At 38.7% G+C, this 26,138-nt stretch carries 21 protein-coding genes; 18 read left to right on the top strand and 3 right to left on the bottom strand.

What is annotated here, in order from left to right; all coding sequences use genetic code 11:
• Positions 1-95 precede the first annotated feature (95 nt).
• From QNH48_RS06045 to QNH48_RS06100, 12 genes are all read left to right on the top strand, one after another.
• Positions 96-1,232, top strand: a complete 1,137-nt coding sequence (locus QNH48_RS06045; RefSeq protein ID WP_283954196.1) for a C40 family peptidase — start codon at positions 96-98, stop codon at positions 1,230-1,232.
• An 844-nt stretch (positions 1,233-2,076) separates the two neighbouring features.
• Positions 2,077-3,984, top strand: coding sequence for a ribosomal protection-like ABC-F family protein (abc-f, locus tag QNH48_RS06050; protein WP_283954197.1), 1,908 nt, complete (start codon positions 2,077-2,079; stop codon positions 3,982-3,984).
• 265 nt (positions 3,985-4,249) lie between these two features.
• Positions 4,250-5,161, top strand: a complete 912-nt coding sequence (locus QNH48_RS06055; protein WP_283954198.1) for a DMT family transporter — start codon at positions 4,250-4,252, stop codon at positions 5,159-5,161.
• Between the two features lie 267 nt (positions 5,162-5,428).
• On the top strand, positions 5,429-6,895 hold the full coding sequence (locus QNH48_RS06060; RefSeq protein ID WP_283954199.1) for a protein adenylyltransferase SelO: 1,467 nt from the start codon (positions 5,429-5,431) through the stop codon (positions 6,893-6,895).
• 167 nt (positions 6,896-7,062) lie between these two features.
• Complete coding sequence (locus QNH48_RS06065) at positions 7,063-8,289, top strand: efflux RND transporter periplasmic adaptor subunit (protein WP_283954200.1); 1,227 nt, start codon at positions 7,063-7,065, stop codon at positions 8,287-8,289.
• Entirely contained in the window at positions 8,273-8,953 is a 681-nt protein-coding gene (locus QNH48_RS06070) for an ABC transporter ATP-binding protein (protein WP_283954201.1), read from the top strand. The genes QNH48_RS06065 and QNH48_RS06070 overlap by 17 nt, the downstream gene beginning before the upstream one ends.
• On the top strand, positions 8,950-10,155 hold the full coding sequence (locus tag QNH48_RS06075; RefSeq protein WP_283954202.1) for an ABC transporter permease: 1,206 nt from the start codon (positions 8,950-8,952) through the stop codon (positions 10,153-10,155). The genes QNH48_RS06070 and QNH48_RS06075 overlap by 4 nt, the downstream gene beginning before the upstream one ends.
• Positions 10,156-10,291: 136 nt before the next feature.
• Positions 10,292-12,667, top strand: a complete 2,376-nt coding sequence (locus QNH48_RS06080) for a polyprenyl synthetase family protein (RefSeq protein WP_283954203.1) — start codon at positions 10,292-10,294, stop codon at positions 12,665-12,667.
• Positions 12,668-13,125: 458 nt separating this feature from the next.
• Positions 13,126-14,865 carry an ABC transporter ATP-binding protein gene (locus QNH48_RS06085; RefSeq protein WP_283954204.1) on the top strand — a complete coding sequence of 580 codons (1,740 nt, stop codon included), beginning with the start codon at positions 13,126-13,128 and terminating at the stop codon, positions 14,863-14,865.
• Positions 14,862-16,652, top strand: coding sequence for an ABC transporter ATP-binding protein (locus tag QNH48_RS06090; RefSeq protein ID WP_283954205.1), 1,791 nt, complete (start codon positions 14,862-14,864; stop codon positions 16,650-16,652). Before QNH48_RS06085 ends, QNH48_RS06090 begins: the two co-directional genes overlap by 4 nt.
• Positions 16,653-16,795: 143 nt before the next feature.
• Entirely contained in the window at positions 16,796-18,070 is a 1,275-nt protein-coding gene (locus QNH48_RS06095) for an L-cysteine desulfidase family protein (RefSeq protein ID WP_283954206.1), read from the top strand.
• Positions 18,071-18,130: 60 nt separating this feature from the next.
• Positions 18,131-18,304 (top strand): hypothetical protein, encoded by a 174-nt coding sequence (locus tag QNH48_RS06100; protein WP_283954207.1) that lies wholly within the window; start codon positions 18,131-18,133, stop codon positions 18,302-18,304.
• Positions 18,305-18,348: 44 nt separating this feature from the next.
• Here the strand turns inward: QNH48_RS06100 and QNH48_RS06105 are convergent, their stop codons facing one another.
• Complete coding sequence (locus QNH48_RS06105) at positions 18,349-19,995, bottom strand: ABC transporter substrate-binding protein (protein WP_283954208.1); 1,647 nt, start codon at positions 19,993-19,995, stop codon at positions 18,349-18,351.
• Between the two features lie 99 nt (positions 19,996-20,094).
• Between QNH48_RS06105 and QNH48_RS06110 the strand changes: the two genes are divergently transcribed.
• The 5 genes from QNH48_RS06110 (at position 20,095) to QNH48_RS06130 (ending at position 24,294) form a co-directional block, all read left to right on the top strand.
• Positions 20,095-21,339, top strand: coding sequence for an MDR family MFS transporter (locus QNH48_RS06110; RefSeq protein WP_283954209.1), 1,245 nt, complete (start codon positions 20,095-20,097; stop codon positions 21,337-21,339).
• A 16-nt stretch (positions 21,340-21,355) separates the two neighbouring features.
• Positions 21,356-21,901: a GNAT family N-acetyltransferase gene (locus QNH48_RS06115; protein ID WP_095249137.1), complete on the top strand. Its 546-nt coding sequence runs from the start codon at positions 21,356-21,358 to the stop codon at positions 21,899-21,901.
• A gap of 133 nt (positions 21,902-22,034) precedes the next feature.
• Positions 22,035-22,808 (top strand): amino acid ABC transporter substrate-binding protein, encoded by a 774-nt coding sequence (locus QNH48_RS06120; RefSeq protein WP_283954210.1) that lies wholly within the window; start codon positions 22,035-22,037, stop codon positions 22,806-22,808.
• A 64-nt stretch (positions 22,809-22,872) separates the two neighbouring features.
• Positions 22,873-23,532, top strand: coding sequence for an amino acid ABC transporter permease (locus QNH48_RS06125; RefSeq protein ID WP_283954211.1), 660 nt, complete (start codon positions 22,873-22,875; stop codon positions 23,530-23,532).
• Positions 23,533-23,547: 15 nt separating this feature from the next.
• Positions 23,548-24,294 (top strand): amino acid ABC transporter ATP-binding protein, encoded by a 747-nt coding sequence (locus tag QNH48_RS06130; RefSeq protein ID WP_283955699.1) that lies wholly within the window; start codon positions 23,548-23,550, stop codon positions 24,292-24,294.
• A 58-nt stretch (positions 24,295-24,352) separates the two neighbouring features.
• Here the strand turns inward: QNH48_RS06130 and QNH48_RS06135 are convergent, their stop codons facing one another.
• Both QNH48_RS06135 and QNH48_RS06140 read right to left on the bottom strand, forming a co-directional pair.
• On the bottom strand, positions 24,353-24,781 hold the full coding sequence (locus QNH48_RS06135; RefSeq protein WP_283954212.1) for a VOC family protein: 429 nt from the start codon (positions 24,779-24,781) through the stop codon (positions 24,353-24,355).
• A 79-nt stretch (positions 24,782-24,860) separates the two neighbouring features.
• Positions 24,861-25,346 carry a hypothetical protein gene (locus tag QNH48_RS06140; RefSeq protein WP_283954213.1) on the bottom strand — a complete coding sequence of 162 codons (486 nt, stop codon included), beginning with the start codon at positions 25,344-25,346 and terminating at the stop codon, positions 24,861-24,863.
• Between the two features lie 93 nt (positions 25,347-25,439).
• Here QNH48_RS06140 and QNH48_RS06145 point away from each other — a divergent pair, with 93 nt between their 5' ends.
• The gene (locus QNH48_RS06145) at positions 25,440-26,024 is read left to right on the top strand and encodes a vWA domain-containing protein (protein WP_283954214.1); all 585 of its coding nucleotides are present in this window, start codon (positions 25,440-25,442) and stop codon (positions 26,022-26,024) included.
• The last annotated feature ends 114 nt before the right edge of the window (positions 26,025-26,138 follow it).

The raw sequence follows: 26,138 nt of genomic DNA on the forward strand, positions 1-26,138 counted from the left end.
ATCGACTGTTTTATTGTTTTTAGTCCTTTTGGAATATAAACTAGGAATATATTAGAACTTTTAATAAATGATAGTTTCCAAGAGGAGATTTAATAATGATAAAAAAATTTATTAAATATATGGTCGCTACTACTGTACTCGCAACAACTATTCAAGCTACACCTGCATTTGCAAATCCAGAAGTACCACCTGTGACAAATGGACAAATCGATGCTATGGAATTAAATATTGATAACTTTGAAACAAAGATTCAGCAATTGGACAATGGAATCGCTTTATCCATGGAGAAGAGTCAAATACTAAATGAAAAAATTGTCACACAACAAGGAAAAATTAAAGAAACAGAGATTCAAATAATAAAAGCTGACGAGGATTTTGCTAACCATAAAGAGATTTATTCAGAGAGATTAAAGAGCATTCAGGTAAAAGGAAATCAGTCAGTCGTTACATATGCAGAACTTTTACTTTCAGCTGGCAGCGTCTCTGAGTTTTTTAATCGTTTTACTGCTATTTCTAAAATTATTGAAAATGATAATGAATTACTTGAAGGTTTAAGAGAAAAGGAAGCAACGTTAAAACAGGCAAAGGAACAATTACAAAATCATATTAACGAATTAGAAAAGAGCAAAGTAGAATTAGCTTCAGAACAAAAACAGATTGAAGAAAACAAAAACCAAATTCAACAAGATTTAGAAGCGGCGAAAGGCACATTAAAGGATTTAATGGCACAACAGAAGGCACAACAGGAGGCAGAACTGGCTGCCCAGCGAGCAGCATCACAAGAAACTGCTCCAGAAATTCAACAACAGTCTCAAACGCAAGCTTCAGAAGTTGCAAAAGCATCAACACCATCTGTTGCTGTACCCAATGTGACAAATTCTGCAACAGCCAATAGTGTTATTGCCACTGCTAAACAGTATTTGGGTGTTCCTTACGTTTGGGGTGGATCAACGCCAAGCGGGTTTGATTGTTCTGGATTTACATCATATGTGTATCGTTCTGTTGGCATTAGTCTTCCAAGAACTTCTCGTGCGCAGCAAAATGTCGGAACAAGAATTTCTCTAAGTCAAGTACAGCCTGGAGATTTAGTTTTCAGGGGTTCTCCTGCTTATCATGTTGGAATTTATATTGGGGGAGGACAATATATCCATGCTCCTCAAACGGGTGATGTCGTGAAGATTGCTCCATTTAATCCGTCTAAATTTTCAACGGCATCTAGAGTCTTACAGTAGGTTCAAAGATTTTAACGAATTTATTAATATTAAATTAGAAGGCAACTAACCCTGATGGGCGTTGCCTTTTTTCTTGTTTCTTTTTAAGAAAAACCTCTAAGAACATTTATAAAATGAGGGTACACCATTGTTTACAAAAAAATGAAAAAGTGAGATAATATAGAAAATTTCGAAGGGGGAAAGTAAGTTTATGGAACCAACTAATTGCTAATATTAATTCATTTGAAAATTAATATGGATTTTGTAATGAGTGTCAATCCACCTATAAAACGTAGGTTTATTTGTTATGCTCTTATGGAATTATGGCAATTTAGAAGGTAACTTACTTTACTGAATCGAGATAATTATTTGTTTGAAGTACTCCTCCGTTTTTTGAGAGGTGTGTAGGCATAACTATGCGCTTATTTAACATGCGTATTTTCCTAAACTACTTTAAATAAATGATATCCAATGATTATGTAGACCGTAAGAAGAATTATCTTCTTATGGTCTTTTTAATTTTGGCTGTGTTAAGGAAAATATTGATTTTAAACTAAGTTGATTTGTGCGGAAGGCGCGAGACTCCTCGAAAATGCTATCGCATTTTCTTCGGGCGTGGGCAATTTCGAGGGAGTAAATCAATGTCCTGCAGGAGGCTTCCCGAACCGCCTGCGGAAAGCGAAGCGCCTCGTGACAGGCGGAGAGACGTCCTGTCACTGCGGTGATTATTCAAAGAAGCTTTCCTTAGTGGAGCACAAATCAACGGGCTAATTTAACACAGCCTTTATATTAAGTAAATGCAGGTTCTTCTTTGCCTTGTCCATAAAATGCATAACTTAGATTATGGATGAAAGAAGGAGATTTTATGTTAGAACTGAAATTACATGGCGTTAAGAAATTTATGGAAGCCACCCTTGTGGTTAAAAATATTACGTTTGAGGCTTATGAAGGAGAGAAGGTTGGAATCGTGGGGGCCAACGGCAGCGGCAAGAGCACAATTCTTAAACTAATCGCTGGAATTGAGCAGATGCATTATTATCCAGGTTACCCGCAAACCTCAAGCTATGGGTATGATGAAGGTCTGATTAACTTGCCAAGAGGAGCTACCAAGGCATACTTGGAGCAATCTCCTGTATATCCTCAAGGATTAAAAGTTATCGATGTTTTACACTTGGCCTTTGAGGAAATTGACATCATAGAAAATCAAATGCGTCAATTAGAAGAACAAATGAAAACCCTGGAAGATACTGCCCTAGAAAAAGCCCTTAATAAATATAGTGATCTGGTCCAGCTATTTGAAGTAAAGGGCGGATACGAACGTGAAGAAAAAGTAAGTAAGGTCTGTACTGGTCTTCATTTTGCTGAAAGTTTTTTAAACAAAGATTTTGATTTATTAAGTGGCGGAGAAAAAACGACAGTAGTGCTTGGAAAGCTGTTGATCCATAATCCGGATATCTTGCTGCTGGATGAGCCGACCAATCATTTGGATATGGAAGCCATTGAATGGCTGGAGGGCTATCTTAGAAACTATAAAGGAATTGTCATTATCGTCGCCCATGATCGATATTTTCTCGACAATGTAGCAACTAAAATTGTAGAAATCGAAGATATGGAGTCAATTTCCTATAAAGGGAATTACTCATCTTTTGTAAGTCAAAAAGAAGAAAATATGCGCATTCAATATGAGCATTTTAGAGAGCAGCAGAAGAAAATAAATAACATGGAAAAGACTGTTACAAGCTTGAGAGACTGGGCGATGAGGGCTGATAATAATAAGTTCTTTAGAAGAGCAGCCAGCATACAAAAAAAGCTCGATAAAATGGAGCGAATGGATAAGCCTGTTTTTGAAAGACGAAATATGAGACTTGATTTCAAAGAAGGGCAGCGGTCTGGAAATGAAACTATTAAAGCCATTGGACTCTCAAAAAGGTATCAAGATAAGCTGATTTTTAAGGACTCAGACTTAATGATTCATTATGGTGAGAGAGTGGGGATGGTAGGTCCTAATGGAAGCGGGAAAACCACCTTTTTAAAAATGCTATTAGGTGAAGAACAGCCTGACCAAGGTGTAGTGGAACTAGGTGCGAATGTGATGGCTGCTTACTTACCGCAGAAAATTACTTTTAAAGATGAAGAACTCACGGTGTTGGAAGCCTTTAGAGAAGATATTTCTATCCTAGAAGGAAAAGCACGTGAATATCTGTCTAGGTTCATGTTTTATAAAAAAAGCCCATTCAAAAAAGTAAAGCATTTATCTGGTGGAGAAAGAATTAGGCTAAAGCTGGCGATGCTTTTATATCAAGACATAAATTTATTAATCCTCGATGAGCCGACGAATCATCTTGATATTGATTCCATCGAAACCCTAGAGGAAGCGCTCGAAGATTTTAAAGGAACGATATTCTTTATTTCTCATGACAGATATTTTATTAATAAAATCGCTGAAAGAGTAATTGCATTGGAGGACCATGGTTTTAAAAGCTATCCAGGAAATTATGATTATTATAAAAGTCAGCAGCCTAAAGAAGAACCAATCGTAAATCGTGAAAAAGGTAAGAAACAAAGAATAAAATCCGAAGGTATAGACCAAGAAGAAGCAAAGTCAAATGCGCTGGCAAGGATTGAAAGTCTAGAAAAAGAAATTAAAGGTATTGATTTGTCAATGTCCCAAGACCTAATGGATTATGAGGAGCTTAATAAGCTTTATAGTAGAAAAACACACTTATGTGAAGAACTTGATTCACTAATGGAATGGTGGTTAACCAATAGTTAGGAATTTGGAGGGATTTTATGAACAAGTAGAAGAAGTAGAGAAAACCCTTCCCTATCAAAACAGACATCTGAATACAATTTTTTTGAGGATGAAATCTTAGATGATTTCATCTTCAATTTTGGTATCTAAGAATCAACTAAACTTCAGGGTGAGCCATGTAAGTGATTTAAAATTAATTCGCATTCCTAAATAATATGCTATAATAAAAAATGTTTTTAGCTCAGTTCATCTACGTTCAGACAGAAAGGTTAGGTTTATCAATAAAATGTTAAAGAATAATAAAGCTTTCCTTAGTTTATTTTTAGTATCCGTTTTATGGGGTTGTAATTATCCCATTAGTGCTTTTTTGCTTCAAGGCTTTTCCCCCGTCTTTTTGTCAACCGTACGAATTTGTTTCACATCTCTTTTTCTAATCATAGTTGCAATGGTGCATAAAGGAATTAGACGACCAACTTCTTCTGAATGGAAGCTATTACTTGGTGCTGGAATCTTTGGTACTTTGATTAATCAAACCTTCTATTTTACAGGCCTTCACCATACAACACCTGCAAATGCCTCACTAATTATTGCTTTGGCCCCAATCGCTACGATTTTTTTAGAGCGTATTATTTTTAAAGTGAAGTTTACCTTGAAAAAAGCAACAGGTGCCCTTATCAGCTTAATGGGTGTATTTTCGATAATCGGTGTTGCAAGTGGATCATTTGGTATTTCATGGGGCGATTTAAATATAGTAGTAGCGATGCTCTGTTTGTCTATTAGTCTCTTATTTATTCGAGCGTTATCAAAAACCTTGAACACTTACATCATTACTATTTATTCGACGGTTCTTGGAAGTGTATTAATGATTCCGGCAGCCGGCGTCGAAGGAATTGTAAGTGGAACAGTTATAAGTGATTCCATGATTATGTGGTTTTTATTGATTTCTGCCGGTATCCTTGCACAAGGAATTGCTGGTTTTTGGTGGAATAAAGGTGTCTCCGAAGTTGGTGCGGGTACGGCATCCATGTTCATGAACGTTCAACCTTTTGTCGCCATTCTTGCTTCCCATTTTATTTTAGGGGATCCCATTCTAGTTAGCCAAATTCTTGGTGGAATATTAGTTTTACTTGGAGTGTTTATTGCAAATATGCCATCAGGGAAAACTGAAATGGTTATGGAACCAAATAAAGGTTTATAAAAAAGAAAAAGGCAATCTTAAAACTAAAGAAGGAGAAGCATGGATTATTGCTTTTCCTTCTTTTTTATTATCTAGAGCCTGCAAAAATATATGTCATTCATTTTTATTTCACCCTATTTTTAAAAAATTCGAACATCCATTAAATAGAGTTAACGATAAATATTGCATTTAGGGGTAAAATAAAGAAGAAAAACGTATAGTATAATCCAATCAGAAAACATGTAAATTTATGAAACTGACTAATTGTAATAGGAAAAGGAGGATACGATGACAAAAGACGTAAGTGAAATAGGATGGAACTTTGATAATAGTTATGCTCGTTTGCCGAAGGTATTTTTCAACAGCCAAAACCCAACACCAGCAGCTTCACCTAAGATTGCTATTTTTAACAAATCATTGGCGACGTCTCTAGGTTTAGACGTAAAGAACTTGCAAAGTGAAGAAGGGGCAGCGGTGTTTGCTGGGAACAAAATACCTGATGGTGCTTCCCCTCTTGCACAAGCATATGCGGGACACCAATTTGGGCATTTTACAATGTTAGGCGACGGTCGAGCGGTGCTTCTTGGAGAACAGATAACACCCACAGGTGAGCGATTTGATATCCAGCTTAAGGGTTCAGGAAGAACGCCATACTCCCGCGGCGGCGATGGCCGGGCAGCACTGGGACCAATGCTGCGTGAATATATTATCTCCGAAGCGATGCATGGTTTAGGCATTCCTACCACACGTAGTTTAGCAGTGGTGACATCCGGAGAAGAAATAGCCCGTGAATCTTATTTAGCTGGTGCTATTCTGACCCGAGTGGGTGCTAGTCATCTGCGTGTTGGTACCTTTCAGTATGCTGCAAGATGGGGCAACGAGGATGAACTTCGGGAGCTGGCAGACTATGCAATAAAACGCCATTATCCTAAAATTGAAGGTGTTGAGAACCAATATCTCTCGTTTCTTCAGGAAGTGATTAAGCGTCAAGCAATGCTAATTGCGAAATGGCAGTTGGTTGGCTTTATTCACGGGGTAATGAATACCGATAACATGACGATTAGTGGAGAAACCATTGACTATGGACCTTGTGCCTTTATGGATACCTATGATCCGGCTACTGTGTTCAGCTCCATTGACAGAGAAGGCCGCTATGCTTATGGGAATCAACCGAATATTGGTGTCTGGAATTTAGCAAGGTTAGCTGAAGCTCTCCTGCCGCTCCTGCATGAGGATCAGGAAGAGGCAGTTACACTCGCACAAGATAAGCTCTCCGACTTTGCAGAATTATTTGAATCGAATTGGCTCGAGGGAATGAGAGCCAAATTAGGATTATTTAATGAGGAGGAACAAGATAAGCCCCTTATTAAAGACCTGCTAGAAATGATGCAGAAGCACCGTGCTGACTATACGAACACATTTAGAGCTTTATCTTTGGATAAACCAGAGGAAACCATTCTGCAGGGAACAACAGAATTCACACAGTGGCTAGAACGGTGGCAGGCAAGACGAGGCAGGCAGCAGGAATCAAAGGACTCTTCCACTCAATTAATGAGGAACAGTAATCCTGCGGTAATACCTCGGAACCACCGTGTAGAAGAGGCACTGGAAGCAGCGAATAATGGAGATTATAGTGTGATGGAGAGGCTTCTTGGGGTCCTATCCAATCCATATGCGTACTCTCCAAATCAAATAGATTACACTATTCTGCCAGCGCCATCACCTCGTCCATATCGAACCTTCTGCGGAACTTGAGAAAGCTAAATTACAAAGCAAAAGCCTTTCAGCTGAAGGGCTTTTTTTCCTTCAATGGAATCTATCGATTATAAAAAGAGAAACAATCCGTTAAAAACTATTGAAAATATTTCCAGTACCCTTATAGTAGATAATAGATAAATAATAGATTCTACGGGGGTATATAGGTGAAGAAAAAGGTATGGATTTGGATATCAGTCATTGTAGGAATACTTGTCATTGCAAGCACGGGTACATATTTGTATGCAAAAACAGGTACAGAAACAGTAGGTGCGGATGAAGGTGTCATGAGTATAAGCATACAAAAGGTTAGTGAACAAGAATTGGTAGAATCGATTCTTGTTACGGGTAAAATTGTTCCAGAAAGCGAGCAAAAGGTCTTTATTGAACCTGAAAAAGGGGAAATTAGTGAATTTAAAGTAACAGAGAACCAAGCTGTCAAAGCTGGTGATCCACTAGTAGTCTATGATTCTTCAAAAATAGATAGTGAACTTAAAAGAGCAGTCCGTGAGAAGGAATTGCTGCAAAGTAGAGGGAAAACAGAGCAAAATCAAATTGCAGATCTCAATAAGCGAATTGCAGAAGCTAAAAAGAAGGTAGAAACACAAGGTGCAGAAACAGTAGATGGCGCTGAAAGGCTAGTTTCACAAGAAGATGTAAACCAGCTTTCGAATGAAAAAATCCAACAAGAGATGCAATATGAAAGTACAAAGTCAGAAATTACATCAGCTGAAGACCGAATAAAAGAATTAAATGCACAGAAAAGTGAAATGACGATTGTAAGTAAAATGGATGGGATTATCGTAAAGGTTAATCAAAATGTAGCAAATACAGAAGCAGGAGCAGCAGAACCTGTCATCCACATTATTTCAAGTCAACCCTATAAAGTAATTGGGTCGATGAGTGAATTCGATACAGTCAAGATTAAGGAAGGACAATCTGTTATTATTCGGCCGAAGGTTTTTAAAGATCGTGAATGGAAGGGTGCAGTTGAATCTGTTTCACAATTCCCAAATGCAGAAGGCGGCGGTGGAGAAGGATTCGAAGGCGGTGGCGGAGCTGGTAATGTAACCATGTATCCTTTTAAGGTTACGATTACGGATGATACTACCGAGTTACGTCAAGGATTCCATGTTTCTTTAGAAATAAAGGCTGGTGATGCCACTAAAAAAGTGGCTATCCCACATCCGGCTCTTATCGATGAAGCAGGAATTAAGATTGTCTATATTTTAAAAGATGGGATGTTAGAAAGACGTGAGGTTCAAACGGGGGTAATGAACGATGCCTTCATTGAAGTTACATCAGGAATTACGCCGGGAGAACTTGTGGTCCTTACACCAACGGAAGAAATGCATGATGGAATGGAAGTGACCGCATATGATGAAGTTGAGTGAAATAACAAAAGTATACGGTAAGGGTTCATTAGAAGTACCGGTGCTTCATGGAATTGATTTAACGATAGAAGATGGGGAGTTTGTCGCGATTATGGGCCCATCTGGCTCTGGTAAATCTACATTGATGAATATTATTGGTTTTTTAGATTATCCTTCATCAGGTACATATGAACTAAATGGGGAACAAATCGCCTCTGCAAAAGAGAGTATGCTAGCTAAGCTAAGAAATGAACATGTCGGTTTTGTTTTTCAACAATTCTTTATGTTTCCAAGAGACAACGCCATTAAAAATGTCGCCTCTCCACTTGTTTATGCTGGGGTTTCTAGGCGGGAAAGAACAGCGAGGGCAAAAAATCTACTAGAAAAAGTAGGGTTAGGTGACCGGATGAAGCATTTACCTAACCAGTTATCTGGAGGTCAGAAGCAGCGTGTTGCCATTGCTAGGGCACTCGTTAATAATCCTACTATTCTCTTAGCCGATGAACCGACGGGTGCGCTTGATTCGAATACGAGTGAACAAATAATGAAGCTATTTACACAGCTCAATGAAGAAGGAAAAACGGTTATCATTGTTACCCATGAGGAAGAAATAGCAGCATATGCTAAAAGAATTATTACGATAAAAGATGGGCTGATAACCGAAGACCGGAGGGTGTCTTCATGAATATATGGGATAGTTTTAAAATCGCCCTTTCCTCTATTTGGAACCATAAAATAAGATCCATTCTAACGATGCTCGGCATAATCATTGGTGTAGCCGCTGTTATTATTATCGTAGCTATTGGTCAAGGTACGAAGAAGCAGATGACAGATGAATTGTTTAGTACGGATAAGAATGCGATTGATATTTATTATGAATATATCCCGCCTGAAGGGGAAACTGAAATGTTTTGGGAGGAACCTGAATTAACCTCAGAAGATATCGAGACACTCGCGGAAGTTCCTGGTGTTAAGGCTGTGGTTGCAACAAATCAGGGCTGGGGAATGATGACACATGATGATGAACAGGGTGAAATGCAAATTACCGGTGTCGGTGCGGAATTTTTCTCTGCTAGGGATATTCAGGTAGTAGAAGGACGAGCTTTGTACGCTGCGGATAATGATGGTTTGAATCGAGTGGTGTTGATTGATACGATAGCAAGAGAAAAATTCTTTAAGGAATCCGACAACCCAATCGGTGCGATTATTGACCTCAATGATAATCCATACAAAGTTGTAGGGGTGTATGAATCACCACTGCCTGAGCAATTTCGTAATCCGGATACAGGTGAGATGCTAATGCCGCGTACTGTCATCTCGATGATGTTCGGTAACCGAGAAATTGAGCAATTATCGGTGATTGCTAGTGATGCTGAAAACATTTCTGAAACAGGCAGGCTGGCAGCCGAAACTTTAACAACAGAAAAAGGTCTTGAAAACGGCCAGTATTCGACAAATGACTTTGAAGATTATGAAAGAGAATTAAATACAATGATTTCTTTACTTACACTGCTAATAGGGAGTATCGCAGGTATTTCACTCTTAGTAGGCGGGATTGGTGTCATGAATATAATGCTAGTATCTGTAACAGAAAGAACGAGAGAAATTGGACTTCGGAAAGCGATTGGTGCGACAAGAAGAAAAATCCTCTTACAATTTCTAATCGAGTCCATCACGTTAACTTCATTAGGAGGATTGATAGGAATTGGCCTAGCAGCATTGGGCAGTATCCTCGTTTCCGAGTTTTCGCCCATTACGGCTTCCGTTAGTCCGTTAATTGTTCTAATAGGTGTTAGTTTTTCAGCCTTAATTGGTATTATCTTTGGATTACTTCCCGCAAACAAAGCCTCAAAGCTTAGTCCAATTGAGGCATTAAGATACGAGTAACAGAATATAATTTTCCCTCAGATGAAAGTTCTGAGGGATTTTTTAATTTAATTTTCAGTTTAATAGTTATAAAGCCAATGCTTACGTGTATTATTAATATACATACTAAGTGAACGTGAAGTTGAGGTAATGTTTAATGAATAAGGCGTTATTAATAAATGAAGATACTTGCTATGCAATGGCTGAGCAAAAGGCAAGGGAGTATTTTCAATCACTTTATCAGCAAGTTAAGCAAAAAAACTATATTCCTACTCTAACTAGTGATATACAATCCTGGAAGCACAACCATATTCATCATCATTCATTATTCTCTTTTTTTTCTCGTGGTAAAAGTAAAGCAGACCCCCGTGATTATCACAATTATATTAAATATCTGGATTACACTGGCAAACTAGACAATTACCTGGATAGGAGCATATCTTATATTTTTATGCGTGATTTGGGTAAAGCGCTGGATTCGAAAGAGACACAGGCTAGAATTGATAGTGTTGTTAACAGTTTAAAAAACAATCTTACCCAGCCAAAGGAAAATCGTGAAAATAAGAATGAGATTTTCTCTATGGCTTGGTTGTACAGGTGGGCCCAGCAGGAATCTATTGAATCTGCAATTATCTGGATGATAAATAAACTTAAAGTTGTATCCAACCACCTTCCAGAGGGGATGGACGCTAACCATGCCCAGCGTAAGCTTATTAAAATTATAGCTGGAGTCGTGATGCATGAGATTGAAGAGATGGGCGATAAAATTCCCTCTGAAGAACGGGCTCGCAGACTAGATAGAGCCATTAGGATAGGCTATGCCTATGGTTTGACCTATCCCTATATTGATGACCTTCTCGATTCAAAAGTCTTATCCGAGAAAGAGAAAAAACAATACTCTAACTTGATTCGTACCACCCTTACTACTGGAGCAGTACCGAATTTGGCCGGGGAGTGGGACGATAAGAACATAGCTTTGATTACGTTCATTCATTCGGAGCTTCGAGAGGGATTTGAATATATTAAGGCACAACAGCAGCCAGAAACTATAAAATCATTCTTTGAACAATCATATGTATTTTTTCATTCGCAGGAAGTGGACCGTGAAAAGGATTTGTCGAATGGAAGTTATACGAATGAAGAGCTTTATATTCCGGTTATTCTCAAATCCTCTTCATCACGATTGATCGTTCGCTCCGTTATTAATGCTGTTGAAGATGAGGGATTCGACAATCGAACCTTCTTTTATGGCATTTACAACCAGCTGGCAGATGACTTTGCTGATATGTTTGATGATTTGCAGAATGGTGCCGTAACACCCTATACCTATTATCTGAAATATCACGACAAAAGGGATGATCTTATTAATCCATTTGAATTATATTGGAGTGTCATTTCCAATTTAATTCATAGTGTCTATCACTCAGATAAAAAGGCATGTGAAGTCATTTTAGATCGTGCGATAAACGGATTAAAGAGATATAAAGAACGAATGGGCGTAAAAGAATACAATGAAGTGATGGAACTTTTTTCTTCAGGAAATCCCAATTTCAATACCATCATTCAAAAGATGGCAGCTAAAGCAGACGACGTGGATTTCTTCGATAAACTCCTGCGTGACCATATGATAACCAACATGAAAAATGAACGAAAAGAGCAGGAAGAATTCTCAGATTTAATCGAAAATGTACGTAACCAAATTAATCATCTTTTACCAATTCCTAAAGATGATACTTTGAATGGTCCAATCGTTGAGGCTGCAAACTATAGCCTAAAGGGTGATGGAAAGCGGTTAAGGCCTATCATTACTTGGATTATGGGCATTCAGGAATACGGATTAGATCAGTCGGCAATTGTACCACTTATAAAATCATTAGAATACATGCATACTGCTTCACTGATTTTTGATGATCTGCCTTCACAGGATAATGCAGCCATTCGCAGGGGACGGCCAACGCTGCATATGGTGTACGATAGTGCTATTGCAGAATTAACAGGTCTCTATCTAACGCAGAAGGCAATAGAGGAACAAGCATCACTCGAAAAGTTCAATTCGAAGACCGTGCTAAGCTTGGTTAAATATTCTTCTAGATTGACTGAAGAAATGTGTAAAGGGCAGGCAATGGATTTGAAATCCAAAGGGAAAGTGTTAACCTTAGAAGACTTAAATACTATGTGCTTCTATAAAACTGGACTTGGTTTCGAAGCGTCCCTAATCATGCCTGCCATTCTTGCGGAAGCTAAACCATCCGAGATTGATGCTTTAAAAAAGTTCGCTTATCATGTCGGCATTGCCTTTCAAATAAAGGATGACTTGCTGGATGTGGAGGGTGATTTGGACATACTGGGAAAACCCGTTGGAAAAGACGAGGAGAACAATAATTCGACCTTTGTATCAATCTTAGGTATTGATGGTGCGAAAAAAGCGATGTGGGAACACTATTGTGATGCCCTAGAAACGTTGCAAGAGATTCCACGCAACACTACTTTTCTAAAACATATACTGAACTATATTGTGCATCGTGATCATTAAGAGTAAATTAAAAGTTCCAAAAGCAAGGTAATAACCAAACGGTTGTTGCCTTTTTTTCATTAGATCGGCTGTGATAAAGCTAAATATTGATTTTGGCACTCTGTTGATTTTCGTTCCAGGCACGAAGACTCCTGCGGGAGGACGGGGCAGGGGAGACCCCGCAGTCGCTTAAGCGAACGAGGAGTAGGAAAAGCGAAAGCGCCTTGTACAGCCCCGACAAGCGCTGGAGGGCCTGACGATGAAGTCGTTCTTTGACTTCAACGTTGGGACCGAAGCGACTCGAGGGGCTAGGCGCTGCAGCTAGACAGGCTCCCCGTACCGCCCGCGGAAAGCGAAGTGACTGGAGCGGAAATCAACAGACCAATATAACACAGCAAAAAATTAAAATAACAATTGAATAAAATTAATGAATATTTTTACTTTTTGTAATACAATAAATTCTTGCGAGGAGGATTATTATGAATTTATTAAAAACTACAGTAGAGCATTTTAAACCATATTGGAGAAAGCTTTTGCTTGCCCTGTTTTTTTCCTTAGTAGGTGGAGCATTTACGATTTTACCCCCTATCCTAGCAGGAAAACTGGTGGATGAGGTAATAGGCGATAGAGAAATGAACTTCTTACTTTTGGTTGTCGCTGGAGTTCTCGTTGCCTATTTAGGGAAGTCGCTATTTGAGACACTGCAGGAGTATGTGCAAGTGAAAATCGGCTTAGATGTGATTACTGATATGCAGATTCGAGCCTTCAAAAAGTTGCACCGTACACCGATGTCGTTTTTTACAACGACACCAAGAGGAGATATGTTATACCGTCTAACGCATGATGTAGAGTCCATTCAAAACTTAAATAATACGGTCGTGCCCCGTATTTTACAGCAGGTTATTGGCGCGATTGCCGCATTTTCCGCGGTATTTGTTTTGTATTGGCCAGCAGCCATCGTGATGTTTGTCGTTTTTGCCATTTATATTTTTCCTTCGTTTAAATTAGGAAAAGTCATGAGAAAAATGAGTGCCACGCAGAGAGATATGAGTGCAGATATGTATCAACATTTACAGGAAAGTATTGAAAGTATTCGATTAGTCAGGACCTTTCAGACACAAAGTGCTGAGGTAGAAACACAGCAAAAGAAATTGTCAGATTGGAAAAACTTCTCCATTCGTGCAGCGTTGATTGGAAAAGTAAACTGGCGCTTAGGAAATTTGTTCAATATTGCAACTCCTGGTGTTGTGATGTTAATTGGTGGATTTTCGATTTGGGAAGGGAATATAACCATTGGAACCCTCGTTGCTTGTCTTAGTTTTATACCGATCATGTTTTTACCTGTCCGCTCATTAGCTGAAAATGCGCTAACCATTCAACAGGCGATACCGGCTTTACAAAGAATCTATGAATATTTCGAATTACCCGAAGAGCATGAAGAGAATCTTCCGTCCTTTGGAAATGTAGAAGGAAGAATCGACTTAGAAAATATCTGGTTTACTTATCCTAACAGTGATAAAAAAATCCTACAAGGCGTTTCGCTATCCATGGAACAAGGGAATCACATTGGAATTGTTGGTACAAGCGGCGGCGGAAAGAGTACACTCATTCAAATTCTACTAGGATTATATGAACCTGATGAAGGGTCAGTTCTAATTGATGGAAAGAACCTATTCTCTTACAATCGAAACAGCTTTAGACAGCAGGTAGGAGTTGTTTCTCAAGAAACCTTTCTATTAAACAGCACGCTTCGCAATAATCTTTTGTATGGAAAGAAGGAAGCAGCCCAAGAAGAATTGGATAAAGCGGTAGAAGCTGCTGGATTAAAGGATTTAATAGAATCCCTGGAAGATAAGTATGAAACGGTGGTGGGTGAACGCGGCTTGAAGCTCTCCGGTGGACAGCGACAACGTGTAGCACTCGCAAGGGCTATATTACGCCAACCACCTGTTTTAATTTTTGATGAAGCGACCTCATCCTTAGATGGGGAAACAGAGGAAAAGGTTCAAGAGTCACTCGAACAATTAATTCCAGGAAGAACCACCATTACTATTGCCCATCGATTAGTTACAGTCAGGAACGCGGATAAAATCCTCCTCTTAGACCAGGGGATGGTGGCAGAACAAGGGACACATGAAGAACTGCTTGCATTAAGAGGGCAGTATTACGAATTATACAAAGCTCAATATAGCGAGTTAGAAAAGGAGATGATTGGATGAATGCAAGCACCGTCTCCCAACCAAAAAAGAATCGTGATGGCCGCAGAGTTCTAGCTTTTTTAAGACCTTATAAAAAATGGGTCATTGCCGATTCAGTTGTTATTGCGATTAGCCAGGTTTTTTCAGCATTAATTCCAACGCTGGCACTTAGCTGGTTAATTGATACGATTATTCCGAATGAAAACCACTCCTGGCTGTGGGGGTTAATGTGGTTATTACTCTTTTCCGCCATCTTTGATTTAGTCATGATGGTGATTGATGAATATTTTTGCCACCAGACAGCCAAGACGGTAACCAACTGGCAAAAGCTGCGCCTATTTAGTCATTTACAGGTGCTTCCATATTCCTTTTATCATAACAATTCATCAGGGGAACTTCTGGCAAGAGTTTCGGATGACCCAGATACACTTCACAATTTCCTTGCATGGGAAGGTTCGACCTTCATGGCAAGCGTTCAGGGGGTTATCATTTATAGTCTGGTGCTGCTTTGGATTCATCCTTATTTAATGATTACCAGTGTGGTTCTAGGTATTATCTTTTATTGGACCTCCAATTATGTAGGAATCAGAACTAGAGCTGCCTCCGCGGATGCAAGACAGGAGGCTTCCCGATATCTTGAAAGACTGAGAGAATCGGTTACGGGAATCCATTTATCACGGGTTATGGGTGTTTCTGAGAATGAGGTAGATAGTGTGATTGCCATCAGGAACTCCTTCGTAAAGCATTCAATTAAGGAACTAAAGGCAAGAATGCAATCGGTAGTGGTCATTGCCAGCTATAATGGATTTGCCTTAGGTGTTGTCTACTTAATTAGTACTTTATTAATTTGGAACGACAATTTAACAAGTGGACAAATGCTTACTGCAGGCGGATTAGTCACGATTGCAGCCAACGAAATGCAAAGACTGCTGCGTAACTGGCTATCTGTAAGAAGAACTGGACCAGCGCTAGATCGTTCAGATATTCTCCTATCGCACCAGCCAGCGGAAGCTGAAATAAAGGAAGGCATTCGAGGGGAAAGGGCAAGCGGCAGTATCAGACTGAAAGAGGTAACGTTCGCTTATCCAGAAAAAGAAGAAAATGTATTGTCTGGTGTTACCTTTGATATTAAAGCAGGTGAAAAGGTAGCCTTGGTAGGACCGAGTGGTTCAGGAAAATCTACTATCGTTGACTTGCTGTTTAGATTATATGAAACGAAAAAGGGTCAGATTGAAGTGGATGGCAGAAACATTACCGAATGGGATACAGCATGGCTGCGGTCCCAAATAGCGATTGTAACGCAGGATGTTCAATTACGAAGCGGTTCATTGGCGGATAATCTAAGAATCGGAAAGGCAGATGCTACTGATGAGGAATTACTAAAAGCCTTACAGGATAGCGGTCTGGAAGAACTGGTCGAAAGCTTGCCAGAGGGTTTGAATACTAAGGTCGGAGAACGAGGAAGCCTTCTTTCTGGAGGACAGAAGCAGCGATTATCTCTGGCAAGGGCAATCATTAAAGACGCACCAATCCTCATTCTTGATGAAGCAAGTTCAGCTCTTGATCCGATTACTGAAACGAAAATTAATGAGACAGTTTTGAAAACCGGTAAGAAACAAACCATCCTCATTATCTCTCACCGTCTTTCTACCGTTCTCTCAGCAGATAAGATTATTGTTCTTGAAAATGGAGCAATTGTCGAACAGGGGGGGCACGCGGATTTGCTGGGTAATAACAATGGTGTCTATGCAAGATTGTTTGGAAGGGAAGCAGAAATAGGGGAAGAAACCATCAGCCATTCAATATAATAAAGTCATATAAAAGAGTCTTTTGTTCCATAGAAAGACTCTTTTTTTTATTTGGGATATTTGGTAAAATTACCCCGAATTTTTATCAGCATAGCTATGGTAATATCTTAGATAAGGTATTTAGAAAGGGAAGTGGTGGGAAAATGAAGAAGCATAAAATAGAAACCATTCTTGAAAAAGAATTAGTGATTGCGCTTGGCTGTACGGAGCCCGTTGCGATTGCATTGGCCGCAGCAACGGCAAAAAGCTATGCCAAAGGGCAAATAGAGGAGATAGTTTTAAAAGCGAGTGGAAATATTATAAAAAATGCAAAATCCGTCGGAATTCCAGGAATGACTTCTAGTGGTCTGGATTTCGCTGCTGCACTTGGAGCTGCAGCGGGCGATCCACTGAAACAACTAGAAGTATTAGATGGACTTACTTTTGAAGATGAGCTGTCAGCGTTAAAACTAATAGAAGAAGGAAAAGTATCCTCCGGTCAAGCTGACACACCCAAAAGACTTTATATTGAAGTGAGTTTGAAAACCAATCAACATACTTCTAGAGTGGTTATTTCTGATAATCATAGTAACATCACGTTAATTGAGGTTGATGGTCAGGTTGTGTTCACAGGTGGATGCGAAAATATAGGCTTCCAATCAGATGAAGAAGAATTAGTAACACTTACGATAGATGAAATTGTTGAATGGGTTCAAACGGTTGATTTAAGCTCCTTATCTGTTGTAAAAAAGAGCATTGAATTAAATAGAGTGATTGGAAAAGAAGGACTCTCTGGAGATTATGGGTTAAATGTAGGGAAGACGATAAAAGAAAATGTAAAAAAAGGAATTCTATCAGATGACATCGCCACAGCGGCAATGTCACTAGCTGCCGCTGGATCAGATGCGAGAATGGCAGGTTCAACACTCCCGGTAATGGCGAACACCGGTAGTGGGAATCAAGGAATTGCCGTAACCCTTCCCGTTGTGGCTGTCGCAGAGAAACTACAGGTTTCAGAGGAAGAAATGATTCGAGCAGTTGCACTTAGCCATCTTATTACCATTCATATCAAATCGAAATTTGGGCGGCTTTCAGCACTATGCGGTGTAACTGCAGCAGGAATGGGTGCAAGTGGGGCAATGGTATATTTACTAGGAGGTCACTTGCAGCAAATTAAAGCAGCGATTCAAAACACCATCGGTAATGTTTCTGGAATGATTTGTGATGGTGCCAAGGCTGGCTGCGCAATGAAAGTATCCACATGTTCGAATGTGGCAGTTCAATCAGCTTTATTAGCACTCAACAATCAAGAAATTAAATCCACTGACGGATTTATTCACGATGACGTGGAAAAAAGTATTGAAAGCTTTTGTAAGCTTGGAAATGAAGGAACCAGGCATACAGACGAACTAATTTTAAAATTAATGATGGAAAAGTAATCCTTATATTTTTGGAATATGTGCAGATACTATTTCTGAAATAATTAAGGAGGTGCACATATGCCAAACGCTAAACAATACGTTGACCAAAGTATGTCATCGGTACAAAGTACGGTTGATACATTACAGCAGGCATTAAGTAACGCTGAAAAACCAGACAACAAAAATAAGATTCAACAAGCAATAAATTCCCTTCAGTCTGTGCAGGAACAATTATCAGAATATCAAGATTAAAAAGAACAATGCCTGACATTCGGATGTCAGGCATTCTTTTTATACTAGTATTTGGGCTTCATCCATAATTTTGATAAATCTACATACCCAAAATGCTTAATCTCGACGTTCATCAAATTAATGGAAAACGGTATTTGCCGCTTAGAATAATAGAGTGGAATGCAAAGGGAATTTTCAATTAAATACTTTTCTATTTTCAAATGCTGACCAATCCATTGCTCAAAGGGTAATTCATCATAGGCTTGAATAAATTTCTGTAGATATGGATCACTTTGTGTTAATTTTCGAAGTGGGGAAAGGTTATTTTTTATAAAATTAAAATAAGAAAAGCTTTGGTTCACCTCAAAAATTTCTCCATGAATAAATAAATCTGCCTCTGCTTTTAGATGATCATGATACAGGGCATCATGAAACGATACTTCTTCTATCTCTGTATATAGTCCACCATGTTCGAGGATGGATTTTAACCAAAAGGATACATCCTTTGCATATCCTGTGTACTTCATTCTTAATGGCTTTGAAAGTGATGGCTTTGCTATTTTTGGCATAGAATAAGGCTTTGAATAACCAATTAAACATCCAGAGTTGTTTTCTGAAATACGTGAATCTATTGTAGAAATTAGTGAGCGATTTTCGTCTATCAACATATGGATGTAATCTCGTACTTCTTTTCTAGCGATATCCGATTGGCGAAATGGATTCATCACCACAATACCGAAGCCAGAATCACTTTCAACTTCGAACGTGCCTACCTCTCTTGATTCATGAGCACCATAATAAACATTTCCAAACTCTCTAGAAACTTGAATGAATTCAACTGTATCCAATAGGGGACGTTCCCCATAATAATGTTTAAAAGCATGTAATACGGTTTTCTCTTCAGAATTCCCCCCCATATAGAAACTCCCCGTTCCAATGACCTGACCGTTGGATTCTTTATAAATGCTAGCAGTCATCAAACTAAGCAGCGGTAAAATATACGTACAGCCATTTGGAAATTCAAGCTCAACAACGAGTGAAGCGGGTGAAGTTATTTTTGTAATGGGTTTCCAAAGTTCAGCATATATCACATCTTGCTTCATTCGAATAAAGGATTGGACGACGTCTTCTGCTTTTAGAATGGAACCATCATGAAAGGCTACATCTTTTCTTAAGTACAATGTCAACTTGGTTTTAGTTAATTCCCAGCTATGGGCAAGCTCAGGTGTTATTGTATTATCTTCCTCCAATGCTGCCACTCGGTTATATATGTTTGCTACTAGATTTGCGCTATGTACATCTGCAGCCTTTAGTGGATGATATGTTAAGAAACGGTAAAATCGAGGAATAATGAGTCGGTCCTGCCCCTCTTGATGAAACCCAAATTTGGATTGAAATTTAGTCATCAATCGCTGTTTTGTTTCAGTCGACCAGTTAAACAATAACAATTTACTTACTTGTTCAATCGAATAACTCTCCAATTTGGATATGAAATGTATTTCATACGCAGATTCTACATCCTTCTTCCATTGCAATTTCGAATCGTTTCCTCTTCCTCGGCCAGCCTGAAACGTTAGCCAGCCTTCTTCTTGCCATTGGCTCAGTTTGCGACGGGTCTGCTTTGCGCTTAGATTTAGAATCTCAGCCAGATCCTGTACTTTGACTTCTCCAGTAGAGGTTGAATTCCATATTGTTAATAAATAATGGTCCATATTCTCATTCCTTTAAAAGTAGACATTTTTTTGAAAATTGGTCATTTTTAAATTGTTACGTCTAGTTTACTATAAAGAGTATGAAAGGTGTTGGTAAATATGGCATGGAAAGACTATCCCCAAAACATTAAAGTAAGACTGATAACCTCGTTTTTTAACCGGGCGATTGCCAGCTCAGTAATGCCGTTCATGGCGCTCTTCTTTGCACAGCATAAGGGTGCGGTTTGGGCAGGTATTTTCTTAGCAATCACGGTCATAATAGGCTTTTTTATTAACTTTATCGGCGGCTATATTTCAGACCGATTCCCACGAAAAAAAATAATCATCTTATCGTCAATGTCCAGTGCACTAATGTTTGCACTAATGACGGTAAGCTTATTGCCAGACGAAAAATGGATTGTATTATTTGCAATCAGTTATGTAATTTTCACGATTACCAGCAGTCTTGGTCGTCCTGCCGTGCACGCGATCATCATTGACTCGACAACACCAGAAAATCGAAAGAGTGTTTATGCCCTCGATTATTGGCTTGTTAATTTAGCGATGGCTATCGGGGCTGCATTAGGCGGACTTTTATATGTGAATCATCAATTAGAACTTTTTATCACATTAACGATCGTGTCAACTAGCTTACCGATTGCCTATGGCATCTGGTTACAAGATACACGTGTGAAGCTGCTTGAGAAAAAACATGAAAACATTTTTGTGGATCTCTTCCAGAACTACAAAGTTGCTTTTCAGGATAAACCATTTGTAATGGCTGTTGCAGGGTCGATGTTTATTTTTGCAGCAGAATTTTCTTTAAATAGTTACATAGGTGTTCGCTTAGCGGAAGAGTTTAAGACTGTATTTGTGGGTGAATTTGAAGTTGCTGGTGTTAGGATGCTTAGTTTCCTAAATATCGAAAATATGCTGATGGTAGTTGTACTAACGTTTTTGGTTACGAAAATAACGGATAAATTTTCAAAAAGAAAGATGCTGCTGCTGGGGTTGTTATTTTATAGCGTCGGGTATACGGTTGTAACGTCTGCAAATCTGTGGTATATCCTTGTATTATTTAATGGTCTGGCAACGATTGGTGAGCTCGTTTATTCTCCAATAATGAATGCAGAAAAGGCAAATATGATGCCAGAAGATAAACGGGGTTCTTACTCTGCTTTTTCTAATTTAGGTTTTAACGGTGCGGATTTAATCGCTCGTGGTGCAATCATATTGGGTGCATTTTTAGTGCCTACGATGATGTCCGTTTTCCTTGGAATGATATTAATGGCAGGGACATTCCTGCTCTATAGTGGACTTTTTGTGGTAAATAAAATTAGAGTTCAAAAAAATATGTCAGCTTAATCTAGGGGGATTTTGTATGCAAACAGTCGAGATAAGAAGACCTAGAATGGAAGACATAGAGGAACTGAATCAATTTTTTAGAATCGTCATTACTGATACCTTCCGAAGAGAAGGTCTAGCGGGATTAATTGAGGATATCGAAGCTGAGATTGATAGTAAGAATAATTATTTGCAATTGGATTTGGATAGCAAGGGTGATCAAAGGTATTTTTTAATAGCTTTGGCTGGAAACAAAATTATTGGAACAATAGAATATGGTCCTGCCAGTGAACTGATAAAAAACTGTACCAATGGAAAACTGGGGAATCTTGTTGAAGTAGGAACGGTATTTGTACTTCCTGAATATCAAAGACAGGGAGTAGGAAATAGACTGCTGGGAGAAATGCTGCAAACCTTAAAGGGGTGTGGAATGGTAGATTTCTGTCTCGACAGCGGCTACAAAAATGCTCAAGCCATCTGGAAGAAGAAATTTGGCGAACCTAATTATTTACTAAAGGATTATTGGGGTCAAGGGCAGGACCATATGATTTGGAAAATATCAACGAGTGGAGTCTATTCTTAAAGGAATAGGCTCCTTTTTATTATTATTTTTCTAACTATTGTATTCGATAATATTATAGTGTTATAATGTGGTAGTACGATAATATGGTAACGTACTAAAGTGAAATTAATTTAAATAAAAGGGGTACATACAAATGAAAAAATTAGCAACTATGATTCTTATATTAACTGCAATACTAGTCATTTTTACTGGATGCTCAAAATCATCAAGTAAAGAGGAAGATAAGCTTGTCATCGGAATTGATGATAAATTTGCGCCAATGGGGTTCCGTGATGAGGATAATAATATTGTAGGTTTTGATATTGATTACGCTAAAGCAGCAGCAGAAAAAATGGGAACGAAAGTTACATTCCAGCCAATTGACTGGAAAACAAAAGAAGCTGAGCTTAGCAGCGGACGGATTGACCTAATTTGGAACGGATACACGATTACAGATGAACGTAAAGAAAAGGTCCTTTTCACAAAACCATATTTAAAAAATGCACAGGTAATCGTCACTCTTGCTGATTCAAAGGTTACTAAACTAGATGATTTAGATGGAAAAGTAGTTGGACTGCAGTCACTTTCTTCCGCTTCTGACGCCCTAAACGATTCACCATTAAAAGAGAAGGTTAAGACCGTAACGGAGTTTGCTGATAATGTACAGGCTTTAACAGACTTAAAGAGTGGTCGTTTGGATGCTGTAGTGATTGATGAAGTTGTTATCAACTATTATATGGCTCAAGAGGAAGAAACATTTAAGGTGCTTGAAGAGTCGCTTGCTCCTGAAGAATATGGTATTGGTGTTAAAAAAGGAAATGAGGCATTACTTGAAAAGCTCCAAAAGGCACTCGATGAGATGAATGAGGACGGTACGGCTGCTAGCATTTCTGAAACGTGGTTTGGAGAAGATAAAGTATTAAAGTAATATGAAAATAAGGTAAAACAGGATTTCCTAATGGGAACCCTGTTTTGTTTTTGGAGGAGTTACTATGTCATTTGATTATTTCACATCGATTCTTGTGCCTATGCTTGAAGGGGCACAGATGACGATTCTTTTGTTTTTCATTGCTATTATTATTTCTATTCCGCTCGGTTTCTTACTTACATTAGCTGTAAAAAGCAGCTTAAAGCCTGTATCATTACTTGCTCAGGGCTATATTTACATCATGAGAGGTACACCGCTATTACTACAATTGTTATTAATCTGCTTCGGCTTGCCGATGCTGCCAGTGGTTGGAGAATATTTAGTGTTAGACCGGTTCGTTGCAGCCTGTTTAGGGTTTGTATTAAACTATGCAGCCTATTTTGCTGAAATTTTCCGCGGCGGCCTTTTGGCGATTGATAAAGGACAATATGAGGCATCAAAGGTTCTTGGGTTAAGTAAATGGCAGACAACAACAAGAATCATTTTACCGCAGATGTTTCGGGTTACCCTTCCAGCGATTGCGAATGAATCCGTGACACTCGTTAAAGACACAGCCCTGCTCTATGCAGTTGCCGTACCGGAACTTCTTCACTATGCTCAGACAGCTGTAAACCGCGACTTTACCATTGTCCCATTTTTCGTTGCTGGGTTAATTTATCTCATTATGACGCTGTTTTTAACTTTTGTATTTAAAGGAATTGAACGAAGATACAAATTTGAATAAGAAGGATTGGTAAATGTGGCTATCATTGAAGTATCCAACCTGAAAAAGTTATTTGGCAAGGTGGATGTACTAAAGCAAATAACCTTTGACGTTAACAAAAATGATGTTGTAGCGATTATCGGTCCATCTGGGTCGGGAAAAAGTACGCTGCTTAGGAGTTTAGTTCACTTGGAGGAAATAAATGCAGGAAGTATTACGATTTCGGGTGAAGCTTTTGTTAAGGACGGAGTCTACGCAAAACCGCAGGAAATCAAAAATATTACCTCTAAAATGGGTATGGTTTTCCAACATTTTAATCTATTCCCGCATCTGACGGTTAAGGAGAATCTAGAACTGCCTCCTAAATTGGTAAAGAACGAGCCCGTTGCATCTATTCAACAAAGAAGTACGGAGCTATTAAGGAAAATTGGTTTGACAGAAAGAGCGGATGCCTATCCAGCCAGCCTTTCAGGCGGTCAAAAACAAAGGGTGGCGATTGCGAGAGCACTGATGATGAATCCTGAAATCCTTTTATTTGACGAACCTACTTCAGCATTGGACCCTGAATTGACGGGTGAGGTTCTTGAGGTCATAAAGGCATTAGCACAAGAGCAGATGACAATGATTGTTGTGACACATGAAATGGGCTTTGCCAGGGAAGTGGCAAACCGGGTGATTTTCATGGATAACGGCGAAATTATTGAAACGGGGCACCCTTCTGAAGTGTTTACAAATCCTCAGAATGAACGGACAAAGGCATTCTTAAGCAGAACCTTAAAATAATTTAAACGCAAAAAGGATACAGCTATTTAAAGGCTGTATCCCTTTTTTGTGTGAAAATTTAACTGCCATATTCTCCGCTGTCATGGCTTATCTGCCAGTGAATTCCGAATTTATCTGTTATCTGGCCATAGAGTTTAGCCCAGAAGGTTTCTTGAAGTTCCATTGTAACAGTGCCGCCTTCTTTTAGTTGATCATACCAAGATTGGATATCATCCAAATTTTTACTTACTAACGCCAATGTCACGTTGTTGCCTTCGATAAATGGTGATCCAGGGAAATTGTCAGAGAACATAACCGTACTTCCATCGATGTTCAGTCGAGTGTGCATGATTAAATTTTTTGCTTCTTCTGGCATAGGGTAATCAGGATGTTGCGGTTGTTCACCAAAGGTCATAATTTGCGGTGCTTCCGTTTTAAAAACTTTCGAATAGAATTCTACTGCTTCACGGGTATTACCATTAAAAACAAGATAAACATTTACTGGCATTTTCTTCACTCCTCTTAAATGCTATGCACAAATACCATTCTATCCGATTAATTCGATATTAGTCTGGTTTTTCCTTTTTTTATATCAGTGGATTTAAACTAAAATAGTCCAACGCCTGATTGATATCATAAAAATCATATATTTTTTTTTCGAGACAGAACTGGATGACTAAATCAAAGGTATCACTGTCAGATAAAGAGTAACCAGCGGAACTTAATAATTTATCTGTTTCTTTTTTTGTTAGTTGGAGTGCCAGCGCTAGAGCGATAACTGTTTTCTTTCCAGGCTTATATTCGGGATTCGAGCGTATTTTTGAAAAATGCCTGCGGTCGATTCCGGCACGTTTATAAATATCTGAGTCACTGGCGCCTTTTTTATCAATATAACGGAACAATGTCTGGTTAAAGGTGGGCTGGCGTTTAATCTTAATGAAGTCCTCGATTTCAATATTTTGGAACTCTTCTGATTTTTGAAAGCTTGGTGATTCAAAGGGTTGAAGAATTTGGAGTTTCAAATGACTTTCTATGTATGACTGTAATTCTAGTAATAGCTCTTTATCTAACATAACTACCTCCAAATATGTCGCCCGCCAAGCGACCAAATAATGGATGAACTCATCTATTATTATAATATAAACGCAATTGAAAGGATGGTAGATATGAACAGTAATCTAACAGAAATTATTTTTCTTCTCGACCGAAGCGGATCTATGGGAGGACTTGAAAGTGACACGATTGGCGGGTTTAATGCTTTTATTGAAAATCAGAGAAAATTAGAAGGTAAAACATTGGTCACAGGTGTTCTTTTTGATGATCAATATGAGGTTGTATGGAATGGTGCTGAGGCAGAAAAAGTTAAGCTGACAACGGAAGAATATTTTGTAAGGGGGTGTACAGCCCTGCTTGATGCGGTAGGAAAAACAATTCTAGATGTTGGTTATCGATTATCAAAAACAAATGAGGCCGATCGACCTGGTAAGGTTATTTATGTAATCACTACTGATGGTTTTGAAAATGCCAGCAGGGAATTCACCTACAAAAAAGTGAAAGAGTTAATTAAGCATCAGCAGGAGAAATATAATTGGGAATTTATCTTCTTGGGAGCAAACATTGATGCCGAGAAAGAAGCAGACAGTCTTGGAATTAATATCGAGAATGCATATAGCTTTGAAGCTTCTGAAGAGGGAGTTGAAAGTATGTACAAGATGGTAAGTGAGGCAGTTACGGAAAAAAGAAGTGTTTAGTAAAAACTATATCAACTAGTCTTTCTGAAATTTGTATTCAGTATTATTTTTTGGAATAATAATGGAGTTAGCAGGATTTTTTAGAAAGAAGGTATGATTAGTGCCCTATAGAGT

Origin of the sequence: Neobacillus sp. YX16 (assembly GCF_030123505.1) — a bacterium.
GTDB lineage: Bacteria > Bacillota > Bacilli > Bacillales > Cytobacillaceae > Neobacillus.